Here is a 14,502-nt window from a genome sequence, read left to right as displayed (position 1 = left end):
CACGCCCGGCGCGGTCTCGGACCTTCTCGACACCAACTCCTCCGGCCCGCTGATGGTGATCTTCCACGCTGAGCGGCATGCAGGTCAGATCTGGCCGAGGTCGATCCCCACCAACGGAGACGAGCCGGTCGCCGGCCCCCGCGCTACAGACGCTCCCGTCCGTCCCGGTACAGCCACCGCCGCAACAGGCGGCTCAGCAGCGGCATGACGGCGTAGGTGAGCAGTGGTGCCAGCACGACGGGGAAGACCAGCGTGCGCCACGCCAGGGGCCACGTGCGGAAGTACTCGGCGACGAGTCCGTCGTAGAGCAGCGCGAAGGGGTAGACGGCGACGATCGTCACCAGGGACATCTTCCAGCGCGCCGGGGGCGGGGCCGAGCCGCCGGGGACGTTGAACCACGTCTCCAGGCCCGTGGTCGTCAGCCTCGGGTGGGCCGGGTGACCGGCGTTCCCGACCCGCTCCTGCCAGGCCGCCCGCTCGGGCGACGTCATCCATCGCTCCACGCTGCGCGTGTCGGCGAAGCGGACCACGGCGTGGTACCGGTGATCGCCGCTCTCGGGCCGGAGCCAGGTCACTCCGCGATGGCCCGGGAACGCCGCGGCCGCGCGCTCCAGCCCGTGGGCCCACTGTTCGAACTCCGTCTCCCTGCCGGGCGTCACCTCCCAGGTGTACACCACGGTCACCGGCTCGGTGGATTCAGGCGAAGGCTGACTCATGCCGCGAATGTAACTTTTGCGTCCCAAAAGAGCCCGTAAGACAATCGACAGGTGTTGTCTTTTGGAGGTGCGCGATGTCCGCTCCCGGCCCCGCTCTCAGCCACCAGGACACCACCGCGGCGGAACGAGGACCTCACCCGGTCCGCGTCACCCTGTCGATCAACGGCACGGCGCACGACCTCGACGTCGAACCACGCGTCAGCCTCCTGGACGCGCTGCGGGAGCATCTGGACCTGACCGGCGCCAAGAAAGGCTGCGACCAGGGCACCTGCGGAGCCTGCACCGTGTGGGTCGAGGGACGGCGCGTGCTCGCCTGCCTCACCCTGGCGGTGGCCTGCGAAGGCCGCGAGATCACCACGATCGAGGGGCTCGCTCCGGAGGAGGAGCCCCATCCCGTGCAGCGGGCCTTCGTCGAGCAGGACGCCTTCCAGTGCGGTTACTGCACCCCGGGCCAGATCATGTCCGCGGTGGCGCTGCTGGAGGAAGGGCACACGACGGACGACGCCGAGATCAAGGAGTGGATGAGCGGCAACATCTGCCGCTGCGCCGCCTACCCGAACATCCGGGCCGCGATCCGCGCCGTCCGGGACCAGACCTAGGGAGCCTCCTCGTGCGGCCCATCACCTACCTCCGCGCGACCGACGCGGCGAACGCCGTCGAGGCCGTCACCACGGACCCCACCAGCGACTTCCTCGCCGGAGGCACCACCGAGGTCGACCTGCTCCGGCAGGAAGTGCTCCATCCCCGCCGCCTCGTCGACATCAACGACCTGCCGCTGACCGGCATCGAAGGCACCCCCGACGGCGGCCTCCGCATCGGCGCCCTGGCCAGGATGAGCGACGTCGCCGCCGCCCCCGTCGTACGCGACCGCTTCCCGATGATGGCCCAGGCACTGGAGTCCGGCGCCTCCCCGCAGCTGCGCAACATGGCCTCCATGGGCGGCAACCTGCTGCAACGAGTGCGCTGTTCGTACTTCCGCGACGCCGAATCCCCGTGCAACAAGCGGGACCCCGGCACCGGCTGCTCGGCCGTCGAGGGCTTCAGCCGCGGTCACGCCGTACTCGGCACCAGCGACCACTGCATCGCGACCCACCCCTCGGACCTGGCCGTGGCCCTGGTGGCCCTGGACGCCCGGGTGCACACCGTGGGGCCGAAGGGGGAGCGGGCCTACGCCGTCGACGACTTCTTCCTCCTCCCCGGTGACTCACCGCACCTGGAACACCCCATGGAGCACGGCGAGTTGCTCACCGGAATCGACGTCCCCGCCACACCGGTGGCGCGCCAGTCGCTCTACCTCAAGATCCGGGACCGCGCGTCGTACGAGTTCGCCCTCGTCTCGGTGGCGGCCGCACTGTCCATCGTGGACGGCACGATCGCGGACGTGCGCATGGCCCTCGGCGGTGTCGCCACCAAACCCTGGCGGGCCCGACGGGCGGAGGACTTCCTCGTCGGTGCGGCCAACGACCCCGACTCCTACGCCATGGCCGCCCGCGTGGAGATGGCCGACGCCCGGCCCACCCCCATGAACGCCTTCAAGGTGGAACTCGCCCAGCGCGCGATCGTCCGCGCCCTGCGCACGCTCGGCGACGGAGGAGCGACCGGGGCGGCGCCCCGCCCCGAGACCGGGAGCCCGTCATGACCGCGACCGTCCCCGCCGCGACAGGACAGCCCCTCGACCGCGTCGACGGCCTCGCCAAGGTCGGCGGACGCGCGCGGTACTCCGCCGAGATCCCCCTCCCGGACATGGCGTACGCGTGCGTCGTCGGCTCCCGCGTGGCCGCCGGGCGGGTCACCGGGATCGACACGAGTGCCGCACGGGCCGAGGAGGGCGTCCTGGCCGTCCTCACCCACGAGACGCTGCCGAGGATCGCCGAGCAGCCCCCTCTCGTCCCCTCGCTCGGCGGCACGGCCGCGCCCGGGCAGACCTTCTTCCCCATGCAGAACGACACCGTGCACTACGCGGGCCAGCAGATCGCGCTGGTCGTCGCCGACACCTGGGAGAGGGCCCAGCACGCGGCGCGGCTGGTGCGCGTCTCCTACGAGGAGACCCCGCCCGTCACCACCCTCGACCAGGGCCGCGAGTCGGCCTACGAACCCGAGCGCATCTTCGGCGGCTGGATACCGGGCCGCATGGAACGCGGGGACGTCGACGCCGGCCTGCGGGAAGCCGACGTCACGGTGGACGCCACGTACACCTACGCGGCCAACAACCACAATCCGCTGGAGGCGTCCTGCACCACGGCCCAGTGGGACGGCGACGAACTGCTGCTGTACGACTCCACTCAGGGCGTCAACGCCACCCAGATGACGGTCTCCCGCCTGCTCGGCGTCCCCATGTCGCGGATCCGGGTCATCGGGCACTTCGCGGGCGGCAGCTTCGGATCGAAGGCGATGATCCACGCCCATCCGACCCTCGCCGCGATGGCGGCACGTGCGGTCGGCAGGCCCGTCAAGCTCTTCCTCACCCGCGAGCAGATGTTCACCTCGGTCGGTCACCGCGAGGAACAGGAGCAGCGGATGACGCTCGGCGCGACCCGCGAGGGCCACCTGACCGCCGTACGGCACCACAAGCTCTCCCCGACCTCCCACTTCGACGACTGGGCGGAACCGTCCGTCGGCACGTCCTCGCAGATCTACGCGTGCCCCCACTACGAGGGCGCCTACCGGCTGTTCCGTGCCAACACCATGACGCCCACCTTCATGCGCGCGCCGGGTGAGGCCAGCGGCATGCACGCCCTGGAGTGCTCGATGGACGAACTCGCGCACGAGCTGGGCCTGGACCCGATCGAGCTGAGACTGCGCAACCACACCGAGGTCGACGCCATGACGGGGCATCCCTGGTCCAGCAGCGGCCTGAGGGAGTGCTACGAGCGCGGGGCGGACCGCTTCGGCTGGGCCGGCCGTGATCCCCGCCCGGGCACCCGAAGGGAGGGCGACTGGCTGATCGGCACCGGCATGGCCACCGCGAGCTACCCGGTCGCTCCACTCGCCAATCCCCAGCGCGCCCGCGCTCGTCTGTACGCCGACGGAACCGCGATCGTCCAGGCGGCCACCCCCGAGTTCGGCACCGGCGTCGCCACGGTCATGACGCAGGTCGCGGCCGACGGCCTGGGGATCGGCGTGGACCGTTGCCGTTTCGAGAACGGTGACACCGACCTGCCCAGCATCGCGGCCGCGGTCGGCTCGGCCGGCGCCGGCATGATCAGCGCGGCCGTGCACAGCGCCGCCACCGCCCTGCGCCGGCAGCTCGTCGACAGCGCGGTAGCGGATCCCGGCTCGCCGCTGTACGGCGCGGACCCGGTCCGTGTGGTCGTGCGAGACGGCGTCATGAGCAGCGAGAACGCCTCCGAGTCGTACGCCGACATGCTGCGGCGGACCCTGCGGCCGGACGCCGAGGCCGTGGGGCAGTGGAACCCACCCGCACACGACATCCCCTACGGGACGATGACGTTCGGTGCCCAGTTCGCCGAGGTCGCCGTGGACGCGGACCTGGGCGTCGTGCGGGTGCGGCGGATGACCGGGGCGTTCGCGCCCGGCCGGATCCTCAACGCCAAGACGGCGCGCAGCCAGCTGATGGGCGGCATGCTGTGGGGCCTCGGCCAGGCCCTGCTGGAGGCCAACCACATGGACCCGGACACCGGGCGCTGGGCCAACACGAGCCTCGGGGAGTACCTCGTCGCCGTCAACGCGGACGCGCCCGACGTCGACGTCGAGCTGATCGAGGTCGAGGACGACGTCGTCAACCCCCTGGGCGTCAAGGGCGTCGGCGAGATCGGACAGGTCGGCGTCTCCGCCGCCATCGCCAACGCGGTGCACCACGCCACGGGAAGACGGATACGCAAGCTGCCGATCACGATCGAGGAACTCATCTGAGGACGCCCATGGACGCAGCGGACTCCGCCCGTGCACCGGACGACCTGGATCTGGGGAACGACGTCACCCCGGCACTGCGGGCCCTGCTGACCGACTCGGTCGTCGGTCTCGTGGTCTGGGACACCGACCTGCGGTGCGTATGGGTCAACGACGCTCTCGAACGCTATGACGGCATTCCCCGGGAGCAGCGCCTGGGCCGCACACCCCGGGACTCCCTGACCGGCGACACCGTTCAGCTGGAGTCCCTCGTACGCCGGGTGCTGGTCGACGGCCACTGCGTGACGGGCCGCGAGTACCGCGTTCCGCCGGCCGTGGGGAAGCGACGGGACCGTGCCTTCTCCGCCTCCTTCGTACGGCTGCACACCGCCGCTGGCCGCCCGCTCGGTGTGTGCATGCTGATGCTGGTCGTCACCGACCGGCGCTGGGCCGGGGACCGCCTGGCGGTGGTGAGCGAGGCCGGCACACGCGTCGGCACCACGCTGGACGTCGCCCGCACGGCACAGGAACTGGCCGACTACACGGTGCCGTTGATCGCCGACTACGTGACCGTCGACCTCACGGAGGCGGTACGGCTCGGCGAGGAGCCGCTGGACCGGCTGGGCACCTCCCGCGGACGCGTCCCCAAATTCCGGCGGGCCGGCCTGGCCTCGGTCCACACCGGCGCCCCGGAGTCGCTGTGGTCGAACGGCGAGGTCGTGTACGTCCCGGAGACCTCACCGTTCACCCAGGTGCTGTACACGGGCCGCCCCCTGCTGGAACCCGTGCTCGGTACCTCGCACGACACCTGGCTGGCCAATGACCCCGCGCGGGCCTCGAAGATCCGCGAGTACGGCATGCACTCGCTGCTGATCCTCCCGATCCACGCCCGGGGCATCCTGCTGGGCGTGGCGGTCTTCGTACGGACGACGAACCCGACGCCGTTCGACGAGAACGACCAGCTCCTGGCCGAGGAACTGGTGGCCCGCGCCGCACTGAGCCTGGACAACGCCCGCCGCTACACCCGTGAACGGAACACGGCCCTCACCCTCCAGCGAAGCCTGCTGCCGCGACGGGTGCACGGCGGCACCGCCATGGAGGTGGCCGCCCGCTACCTTCCGGCGGAAGCCGAGGACAGCGTCGGCGGCGACTGGTTCGACGTCATCGGGCTGTCCGGGGGACGCCTGGCACTCGTCGTGGGCGACGTGGTGGGACACGGCGTCACGGCGGCGGCGACCATGGGCAGACTGCGTACGGCCATCCGCACCCTCGCGGACCTCGACCTGCCTCCGGGGGAGCTGCTGACGAGGCTGGACCACACGTTCATCCGGCTGACCGAGGACGAGGAGGCAGCCGACGACGCGGAGATCCCGTCGATGGGCGCGACCTGCGTCTACGTCGTCTACGATCCCGCCGTCCGCGGATGCACGCTGGCGCTGGCCGGCCATCCCCCGCCCGCCGTCGTCCACCCGGACAGCGGCGCCTCGTTCCCGGACCTGCCGCACGGCACTCCGCTCGGCCTCGGGATGCTGGAGTTCCCGTCCACGGAACTGGACCTGCCCCCGGGCAGCCTGCTCGCCCTGTTCAGCGACGGCCTCGTCGAGGACCGCCACCAGGACATCGACGTCGGCATGCGACGAGTGGGCCGGGCTCTCACCCACCCCGCCCCGTCCCTGGACGACCTCTGCACGGCCGTGATCAACACGTTGCCCACCACGACCCCGGCCGACGACGTCACCCTCCTTCTGGCCCGCGGCCTGTGACGCGCTCCTACCGATGCCGGGGGCCTCGACATCCATTTCTGGGCCCCCGTAGCCCTTGCGCCAGAAGCCCTCCTGTCCGTCGGACGGGAGGGCCTCTGATCACATGCTTCTCTGTGCCCCCGGCAGGATTCGAACCTGCGACACCCGCTTTAGGAGAGCGGTGCTCTATCCCCTGAGCTACGAAGGCGGGGCGGCCCGGCAGGGCTGGGCCGTCGCGGACAGTGTAGCGGGTGGGGTGAGGGAGGGGTGGTGGCGGGCGAGGTGGGGAGTGGGGGGTTCCGGGTGGGCGCCTGCATCCGGTGCGTCCCTTTTGCCCGCCTCCGTGCCCCTGATAACGACCCCAAGTCGGTGGTGCGGATCGAGGAGGAGACCGGCGTGGGCCTCGCCGGTGAGGAGGCGCGGATCTCAGTGTGGGGGAAGTCGTCTCGCCGGCCGGAGAGGGGATGGAAGCGGCGTGGCCGCGGGGCCCGTGGCCGTCACCGGTGTCGGCGGTACCGGCGCCGACTCGCGGGCCGGCCTTCGGGCGGACGGCGGGTGTGGTCAGGCAGGCCCGGGGTCGGCATCCCGCACCAGCCCCGCCTCGTAGGCGATGATCGCCGCCTGTACCCGGTTGCGGACCTGCAACTGGGTGAAGATGGCGCTGACATGCGTCTTGATCGTGCCCTCGACCAGGTGCAGCCGCTGCGCGATCTCCCCGTTGGACAGCCCGGCCCCCAGCATGCCGAGGACCTCCCGCTCCCGCTTGGTCAGCAGCTTGGTGCGCTCCCCGGAGACCTCCGAGCGCGGCGAGGGCGTCCGGCGCAGCTCGGTCATCAGCCGCCGCGCCACCAGCGGGGAGAGACAGGACCCTCCGGACGCCACCGCCCGCACACCGGAGATCAGGTCGCGCGGGTCGGACGCCTTGAGGAGGAATCCGGCGACGCCCTGGTAGAGGGCCCGCTCGATGTACTTGTCCTCCCCGAAGGTGGTGAGGACGACGACCGCGGTGTCCGGGTTGGTGGTCCGCAGTTCACCCGCGGCGGTCAGGCCGTCCATCTGAGGCATCCGGATGTCGAGCAGCGCCACGTCGGGGCGGTGCTTGCGGGCCAGTTCGACCGCTTCCCGCCCGTCGGACGCCTCGGCGACCACCTCGATGCCCGGCTCGGTCGTCAGGATGGAGCGGACCCCGGCCCTGACGATGGCCTCGTCGTCGGCGAGCAGTACGCGAATCATCCGGTCCTTCCCAGGTGGTGAGAGACGGGTGGTCAGAGCGTGTCCTTGGCCGTGAGGACATCGTCCTCGAAACACAGCCGGTACATGGTGTCGCCGAAGTCGAGGAGATTCCTGCTCGCCCGGTAGTACTCGCAGGTCGCCCCGGCCGGCACGGCGGGCTCGGAGGTGACCGGCGGCGGCTTCCTGATCCACCGGTCCGGCAGCACCGGCCTCAGCTCGTCGCGCGTCTCCCCGACACGTATCCCCGCGTAGTCCTCGGGGCTGAGCGACGTCGTCGCCGAGGTGAGGACGTAGAGCCCGCCGAGGAGCGCCACGATGGCGGCACCGAGCGCCACCGGGAGCAACGCGGCCCGCCGCGCGTCGCGCCTGAGCCGGGCCCGGGTGCGCAGCAGCGTGGTCCGCGAGGCGCTGAGCCGCGGTGCGGCGGCCGCGGGCCGGGCCCCGTCGGCCCCGGCTCCGGCGCCCAGTCCGGTCGTAGCGGCCCAGGCATCCGCGTCCTCGTCGCCGCCGACCGCGTCGTGGTCGGCGGGGTGCAGTTCCGGACCGCCAATGCCGGTGCCCGGCGGTTCGATGTGCCGCGACGGCGAGAACGGGCTGCGCGGCAGGCGCGCGTGCACCTCGAAGCCGCCGGCCCGCGGGCCGGTCCGCAGCGTGCCGCCCGCGAGCCGGACGCGTTCGTCGAGGCCGATCAGCCCGGACCCGCTGCCCGTCGCGGGCGCGTCCGCAGCCTGCTCCGGCCGTTCGTTGACGACCGAGACCACGGTCTCGTCCGCCGTGTGCTTGACCCGTACGGTGACGGGGGCGCCCGGCGCGTGCTTGGCCGCGTTGGTCAGAGCCTCCTGCGCCACCCGGTAGGCCGCGAGGCCGGACAGCAGCGGGGTGCCCGGCCGGTCCCGTGCCCCGTCCTCCTGGAACTCCACCGGCGTGCCCGACCGCTGGAAGCGGCGAGCGAGCTGGGCGATGGACTCGTGAGCGGGGGTCAGCGAGGGCGTGGGGTCCTCCCGCAGCAGCCCGATCACCTCGTGCAGCCGCTCGGTGGCCGTCGTGCACCGCTCGCGCAGCTGCCCGGCGGACTCCCGGTGCCGCTCCGGCAGACCGGGGGCCAGTTCGAGACCACCGGCGAGCAGCGCCATCACGCTCAGCTCGTGGCCCAGGGAGTCGTGCATGTCCTGCGCGATCCGGGCCCGCTCCTTCAGCCGCGCCTGGTCGGCGATGTAGCGCTGGCGCCACTCCAGTTGCTCGGCGTGCTCCCAGCCGGCGTGCGTCAACGCGGTGCGCTGGCGCCACCAGTTGCCCGCCCACCAGGGCAGCACACAGGCGATGAACTCCGTCATCAGCAGGCTCAGCCAGTCCTCGGACTGGGCGACCGTGCCCACCAGCAGGAGCCCGGCCACCGCGACGCACAGGAACACCAGGTGGGCCGGCCACAGCCGGGTCAGTCTGCGGCCCGCGAGACAGCTCAGCACCACCGTCGCCAGCGACGGCCACAGGCTCGCGCCGAACCACGGGTGAAGCAGCGTGAGGAGCGCCGCGAGCAGCAGCGACAGCAGTGGCGCGGTGCGCCGCACCACCACCGCCGCGGTGATGACCAGGCACGCGGTCAGCCGGCTGACCGGCGTGCTCACGAGCGCCTCGGTGCTGAAGGCGGAGGGCGCCAGCAGTACCAGGAGCAGGACCACATCGCCGCGCCGGGCCAACGGGCGTTCGGAGCCCAGGGCCCGCAGAAGCGATTCGGTTCGTCCGCGCACGGCCTGCCATCGCTGCATTCCAGCACGCTACAAGAGGCGTCGCGGGCTCCGGATCTGCCGAAAGTCATATGTGGTCGTTGCCGATCGCCAGATGTTTTCGCCCCTCCCCTCTCCCTAGCGTCGAGGACGTGACTTTGGAAGGAGCCACCAGACGATGATCACTTTGGAGCGACTGACCAAGCGGTACGGCGACAAGACGGCCGTCTCGGACCTCTCGTTCGAGGTCAACCCGGGAAAGGTCACCGGATTCCTCGGCCCGAACGGCGCGGGAAAGTCGACGACCATGCGCATGATCGTCGGTCTGGACGCGCCGACGTCCGGGCGGGCCCTGGTGGGAGGCGAGCGGTACGAGGAGCTGCGGCACCCGTTGCGCGAAGTCGGTGCCCTGCTCGACGCCCGCGCGGGTCACCCCGGCCGCTCGGCCCACCAGCACCTGCTCGGCCTGGCCCGCAGCAACGGCATCCCGGCCTCCCGGGTCGCCGAGGTCCTGGAGACCGTCGGCCTGACCGAGGTGGCGAAGAAGCGCATCGGCTCCTTCTCCCTCGGCATGGGCCAGCGGCTCGGCATCGCCGCGGCCCTGCTGGGCGACCCGGAGGTGCTGCTCTTCGACGAGCCGGTCAACGGCCTCGACCCGGACGGTGTGCGCTGGGTCCGCGAGCTGATGCGCTCCCTGGCCGACGAGGGCAGGACGATCCTCGTCTCCAGTCACCTGATGAGCGAGATGCAGGAGACCGCCGACCATCTCCTGGTCATCGGCCGCGGAAAGATCATCGCCGACGCACCGATCGAGGAGGTCATCGCGGGCAGCTCACTCACCGCCGTCCGGGTCCGGACCCCGCAGCCCGACGTGCTCAGGCGCGAGCTGCTGGAGTTCGGTCTGCGGGTCGAGCCGGACGCCGGCTCCGAGCCCGGCGAACTCCTCGTCGTGGGCGGCACCCTGGAGGAGATCGGCGACCTGGCCTTCCACCGCCGCGTCCCCATCCACGAACTCGGCATGCGCAGGGCCAGCCTGGAACAGGCGTACATGGAACTCACCGCCGCGAGCGTGGAGTACGGCTCTCCCGCGCCCGCCCGGGTCACCGAAGTCCCGGACCATCGGAAGGCGTGACTGGACATGACTGGTACAACCACCCTCCCCAAGGTCGTGGGCCCCGTGAAGGGCGGCGGCTTCACGGGCGCCCTCGCGTTCGAGTGGATCAAGTTCTGGAGCGTCCGGGCCACTTGGTGGAACCTGGCCGTCGGCCTGGCGCTCACCGCGGGCTTCGCCGCCATCGTCGGCGCGTCGGCCGACGCCAGCGCGAAGAAGGGCCTCGACGTCACGATGCCCGCTCCGCACCACGCCTCGCAGGCCTTCCTCATCTCCCAGCTGGCCATCGTGGTGCTCGCCACCCTCGCCCTCACCGGCGAGTACTCCAGCGGCTCCATCCGCACCACGCTCCAGAGCGTGCCCAAGCGCGGCCGGATGCTCCGCTCCAAGACGCTGGTGATCGCCGCGGTCGTGGCCGTCGCCGGCTTCGTCTTCAGCCTGCTGGGCACCCTGGTGGCCGCGCCCCTGATGGGCGACCACGGCGACTACACCGGCGGCCAGTTGTTCGGCACCGCGCTCGGCGCCGGGGTCTACCTCGCCCTCCTCGCCGTCATGGCGATCGGGCTCGGCACCGTCCTGCGCAGCGCCGCGGGCACCATCACGACCCTCATCATGGTGCTGCTCGCCCTGCCCCAACTGATGGGGGTCGTGGGCGCCAAGTGGCTGGAGACCGCCTCCGACCACATGCCCGGCGTCGCCGGCACCGTCCTGCTGACCCAGGACGGCGACCCGTACGGCGGCGGAACCGCCCTGCTGGTCCTCCTGCTGTGGGCGCTGGCCGCCCACGTCGCCGGTGCCGCGGTCCTGCGCCGCCGGGATGCCTAGGTCGAACCCGCCCCCGCGCCGCCCCCGTTGCCGCCGGTTCAGACCGCGGGCACCCGGCAGAAGCGTCCCGCCACCCGCAGTTCGGTCTCGATGAGGTCCGCCGTGCGCCGCAGCTCCGGCAGGACCCGCGTCACGCACTCCTCCGTCGTCCGGCGGGCCGCGTGCATCGCCACGTTCACGGCGGCCACCACCCGTCCCGTACGGTCCCGCACCGGGACCGCGACGGCGCGCAGCCCGGCCTCCAGCTCCTCGTCGACCAGGGCGTGGCCCCGCGCCCGCACCTCCCGCAGCACGTCGGACGGTGTCCCGGCGCCGTCCGGGCGGCCGGCCAGCAGCACGCGTCCCAACGCGGTCGCGTACGCGGGCAGCCGGGTACCGACCGTGACCCGGGCGCTCAGCACGCGGCCGGTGGACGCCCGGGCCGTGTACTGGATCTCCTCACCGGTCTCCGACAGGACGGCCAGCGCCGCCGACTCGTGCACCCGGCCGGCCAGCGCGGTCAGGTGCGGCTGGGCGATCTCGGGCAGGGACGTGCGGGAGAGCGGAGGGAAGCCGAGGGAGAGCACCCGGGGGGTGAGCGCGAACGCCCGGTCTGGCGCCGGTGTCACCAGCCCCGCGTGCTCGTAGGTGATCAGCGCCCGGCGGGCGGTCGCGCGGGCCAGGCCGGTGGCCTTCGCGACCTCGGTGAGGGTCAGCGCCGGGCGGCCCGCGCCGAAGGCGGTCAGCACGGTCAGCCCGCGGGCCAGCGACTCCACGAACTCCCTGCCCAGCTCCTGTTTGGACGCACCGGTCCAGGTGGCCAGGCCGGAGGGCGGCGGCCCCGGTTCCGGTGGCGGCGCGGTGCGCAGGTCGTCCTCCATCGCGGCGACGGCCGCGCGCAGCCGGGGGAGCAGGGCGGCCCGCAGGTCCGGTGCGGTGTGGCGGCTGGTGTGGCTCACCACGCTCGCCACGCAGGCCACCCGTCCGGTGGCGGGGTCGCGCACCGGGACCGAGACCGCCACCAGGCCCGGTTCGATCAACTGGTCGTCCAGCGCCCATCCGTCGCCCGCCGCCCGCTCCGTACGCCGCTCGAAGTCCTCGTCGGGGGTGCCGTGTTCGCGCGGCGGTACGGCAGGGAAGCCGCGGTCCTCCGGGTCGGCCGCCCGGCGCCGGTGCCAGCGGTGCCAGTCGGCCGGCGTCCACTCGGCGGCGAACAGCGGCCCCGGCGCGGTGCGTTCGGCGGGCAGGAGGTCGCCGATGCGGAAGCTCAGCGACATCGCGCGGCGGCGGGTGGCCTGGTGGATGAAGCGGATGCCGTCCCGGTCGCCGACCGCCAGCGACACCGACTCGTCCAGTTTGTCGGCGAGGGCGTCGGCGCGGGCGGCCAGCAGGTCGGGCAGGCGGAGCGCGGCGAGGTAGGCGTTGCCGAGTTCCATCAGCCGGGGGGCGAGGGACACGTCGCGGCCGTCCAGGCGGACGTATCCGACGCGGGCGAGGGTCGCGGTGAGGCGGTCCACGGTGGACCGGGCCAGGCCGGTGGCCTTCTCCAGCCCGCTGAGGCTGAGCGCGCCGCCGTCCGCCTCGGTCAGCCGGCGCAGCACGGCGATCCCGCGCAGCAGCGGCGCCACCGCCTCGTCCGGCACGGCGGCGGCCCCGTCGCGTGCGACGGCGTTCGTGGTGTTGGCGGGCATCGGCTCTCCGGTACGGCGTTCGCGGCAGGGCTACGTTAATCCCGCTCGCCGCGGGTGACCCGCACCCGGTGGTCGCCGTTCCCGTCCGCACCCGACACCTTGATCGTGACGTTCCGGGCCGGGTCCTGGAAGGTCTCGCCCGGGGTGAAGGCGGCGTCGGAGAGTTCGGCGTGGACGTTCGGACCGCGGGTGCAGCCGCCGCTGTCGCGCTGGGAGTCGTAGACCTTCACCGGGCCCATGCCGGTGTCGACGTCCGCGTCGACCTTGTAGACCAGTACACCCGGCCGGCACACCGTCTCGTCGTTGCCCGCATGGGTGCGCAGCTCCACCGCGTAGCCGGACTCGCCGTCCAGCGGGACGACCACCAGCTTGTCGCCGCCCTTGCGGGCCAGCGGCGTCAGCGTGTACTCGGTCGTCCCGGCCGCGGCGGCGCAGTGCACCTGGGAGGGGTCGAGCCAGCCCAGCTTCCACTTGTGCCAGCCGAGGAGGTCGTTGTTGGCGCCCCAGTCCTCGCTCATGATGTCCCAGTGCCCGACCGCGCCCCCGCCGTCCTGGGTGTAGAGGTCGGGGAGTCCGAAGACGTGGCCGTTCTCGTGCGGCAGCACCCGGTAGCCGGTCTCGTCGTAGGAGCCGGAGCCGTCGTCCTGGCGGGAGTAGACGAAGGACGCGTTGGCCACCGGGACGCCGTCGGCGACCGGGGCGTCGGCGTTCCCGGCGAAGGTCACGGACAGCACCGTGTCCAGGGCGGACGGGCCCGCGTTCGGGGTGACCAGCACGTTCAGCAGGTCGTAGGAGCGGAAGTCCACCTTCGCGTCGGCCGTCGCCACGAGGTCCTGGACCATCTTGCGGTAGCCGGGTTCGAAGGGGGCGCCGCGCTCTATGCCGTACTCCGCGAACGACTTCGGCATCCGCAGCCAGTCCCCCATGGGGGTCTCGGGGCGGTAGTCGAGGCGGCCGTAGGAGCTGGTGCGGAACCACTCCTCGGTCTTCGGGAAGAACTCCGCGAACCGGTCGAGCGCCTCACCCTCGCCGGGCGCGTCGGAGAAGTCGATCATCAGGTTCAGGGCCCGGATGGTGCCGGTGGAGGGGGCGTAGCCGGCGGAGGTCGGGACGCCCTCGGACATCTGGATCTCGGGTCCGCCACTGATCATGCAGGGGCCGTGCGTGGAGGAGCGGGAGAGGGCGGCCGGTCCGGCGCCCGCGGGCGCGGTGCCCGGCGCGAGGCCGCCGGTGCTCGCCGAGGTGCTGAGCGCGAGGGTCAGGACGCCGACGGTCCCGATCGCGGCCAGCCGGCGCGGGCGTATGCGTCGGCTCGGCGGCTGCGCCTGCATGCGGACCTCCGCGGATCACGGCAGCCGCCCGGCACCGGCTGCGCTCCTGCGCTCACCCTGTGCCGAGGGGTGTGCGGGCGCGCGCTGGAGCGGCCGATCGTGGGTTTCTCGCCGGTAGCTTCCGTCCGGGGGACGGGTGTTGAGGCCTCACGGAGGGTGAGGAACCGGATCATTCCGGTGGTGTGACTCAGGTCACGGTGTTTCTTTCCGGGTCCGGGAAATAACCGGGGATCGTTTCCCCGTTTAGCCCTGTGTCCGAGCGAAACGGGGACTGCCTCCCCGGATCGCGAACCTCACGCCA

The 14,502-nt window shown here is 72.4% G+C and carries 11 protein-coding genes and 1 tRNA gene; 6 read left to right on the top strand and 6 right to left on the bottom strand.

The genetic code is table 11. The features are described 5' to 3' along the window. Positions 1-143 precede the first annotated feature (143 nt). Complete coding sequence (locus ACZ67M_RS30255; protein WP_469853653.1) at positions 144-716, bottom strand: antibiotic biosynthesis monooxygenase; 573 nt, start codon at positions 714-716, stop codon at positions 144-146. Between the two features lie 74 nt (positions 717-790). On the opposite strand from ACZ67M_RS30255, the gene ACZ67M_RS30250 reads away from it, so the two are divergent. Genes ACZ67M_RS30250 through ACZ67M_RS30235 form a run of 4 tightly spaced genes read left to right on the top strand, consistent with a single transcriptional unit; the run spans position 791 to position 6,328 of the window. Beyond that, positions 791-1,315: a (2Fe-2S)-binding protein gene (locus tag ACZ67M_RS30250; RefSeq protein ID WP_361357663.1), complete on the top strand. Its 525-nt coding sequence runs from the start codon at positions 791-793 to the stop codon at positions 1,313-1,315. Positions 1,316-1,326: 11 nt separating this feature from the next. Then, positions 1,327-2,355 (top strand): FAD binding domain-containing protein, encoded by a 1,029-nt coding sequence (locus ACZ67M_RS30245; RefSeq protein WP_469853652.1) that lies wholly within the window; start codon positions 1,327-1,329, stop codon positions 2,353-2,355. Continuing rightward, on the top strand, positions 2,352-4,589 hold the full coding sequence (locus ACZ67M_RS30240) for a xanthine dehydrogenase family protein molybdopterin-binding subunit (protein WP_469853651.1): 2,238 nt from the start codon (positions 2,352-2,354) through the stop codon (positions 4,587-4,589). Before ACZ67M_RS30245 ends, ACZ67M_RS30240 begins: the two co-directional genes overlap by 4 nt. 8 nt (positions 4,590-4,597) lie before the next feature. Continuing rightward, the gene (locus ACZ67M_RS30235; RefSeq protein ID WP_469853650.1) at positions 4,598-6,328 is read left to right on the top strand and encodes a SpoIIE family protein phosphatase; all 1,731 of its coding nucleotides are present in this window, start codon (positions 4,598-4,600) and stop codon (positions 6,326-6,328) included. Between the two features lie 114 nt (positions 6,329-6,442). On the opposite strand, the gene ACZ67M_RS30230 is transcribed toward ACZ67M_RS30235, so the two are convergent. The 3 genes from ACZ67M_RS30230 to ACZ67M_RS30220 all read right to left on the bottom strand — a co-directional run bounded on the left by ACZ67M_RS30230 (position 6,443) and on the right by ACZ67M_RS30220 (position 9,306). After that, positions 6,443-6,515, bottom strand: a tRNA-Arg gene (locus ACZ67M_RS30230). Positions 6,516-6,868: 353 nt separating this feature from the next. Beyond that, positions 6,869-7,540: a two component system response regulator gene (gene absA2, locus ACZ67M_RS30225; RefSeq protein ID WP_469853649.1), complete on the bottom strand. Its 672-nt coding sequence runs from the start codon at positions 7,538-7,540 to the stop codon at positions 6,869-6,871. Positions 7,541-7,572: 32 nt separating this feature from the next. Then, on the bottom strand, positions 7,573-9,306 hold the full coding sequence (locus ACZ67M_RS30220; protein ID WP_469853648.1) for a sensor histidine kinase: 1,734 nt from the start codon (positions 9,304-9,306) through the stop codon (positions 7,573-7,575). Positions 9,307-9,442: 136 nt separating this feature from the next. On the opposite strand from ACZ67M_RS30220, the gene ACZ67M_RS30215 reads away from it, so the two are divergent. After that, positions 9,443-10,396 carry an ABC transporter ATP-binding protein gene (locus ACZ67M_RS30215; RefSeq protein WP_469853647.1) on the top strand — a complete coding sequence of 318 codons (954 nt, stop codon included), beginning with the start codon at positions 9,443-9,445 and terminating at the stop codon, positions 10,394-10,396. A 6-nt stretch (positions 10,397-10,402) separates the two neighbouring features. Next, positions 10,403-11,200, top strand: coding sequence for an ABC transporter (locus ACZ67M_RS30210; protein ID WP_469853646.1), 798 nt, complete (start codon positions 10,403-10,405; stop codon positions 11,198-11,200). Positions 11,201-11,238: 38 nt separating this feature from the next. Here ACZ67M_RS30210 and ACZ67M_RS30205 read toward each other — a convergent pair whose 3' ends face one another. Continuing rightward, entirely contained in the window at positions 11,239-12,870 is a 1,632-nt protein-coding gene (locus ACZ67M_RS30205) for an IclR family transcriptional regulator domain-containing protein (RefSeq protein ID WP_469853645.1), read from the bottom strand. A 35-nt stretch (positions 12,871-12,905) separates the two neighbouring features. Next, positions 12,906-14,201, bottom strand: coding sequence for a M6 family metalloprotease domain-containing protein (locus ACZ67M_RS30200; protein WP_469853644.1), 1,296 nt, complete (start codon positions 14,199-14,201; stop codon positions 12,906-12,908). Positions 14,202-14,502: the final 301 nt, after the last annotated feature.

The organism is Streptomyces sp. NPDC107500 (assembly GCF_055582785.1).
Note: the sequence above shows the minus strand (reverse complement) of the source record. Positions and strands in the feature narration are given on the sequence as shown.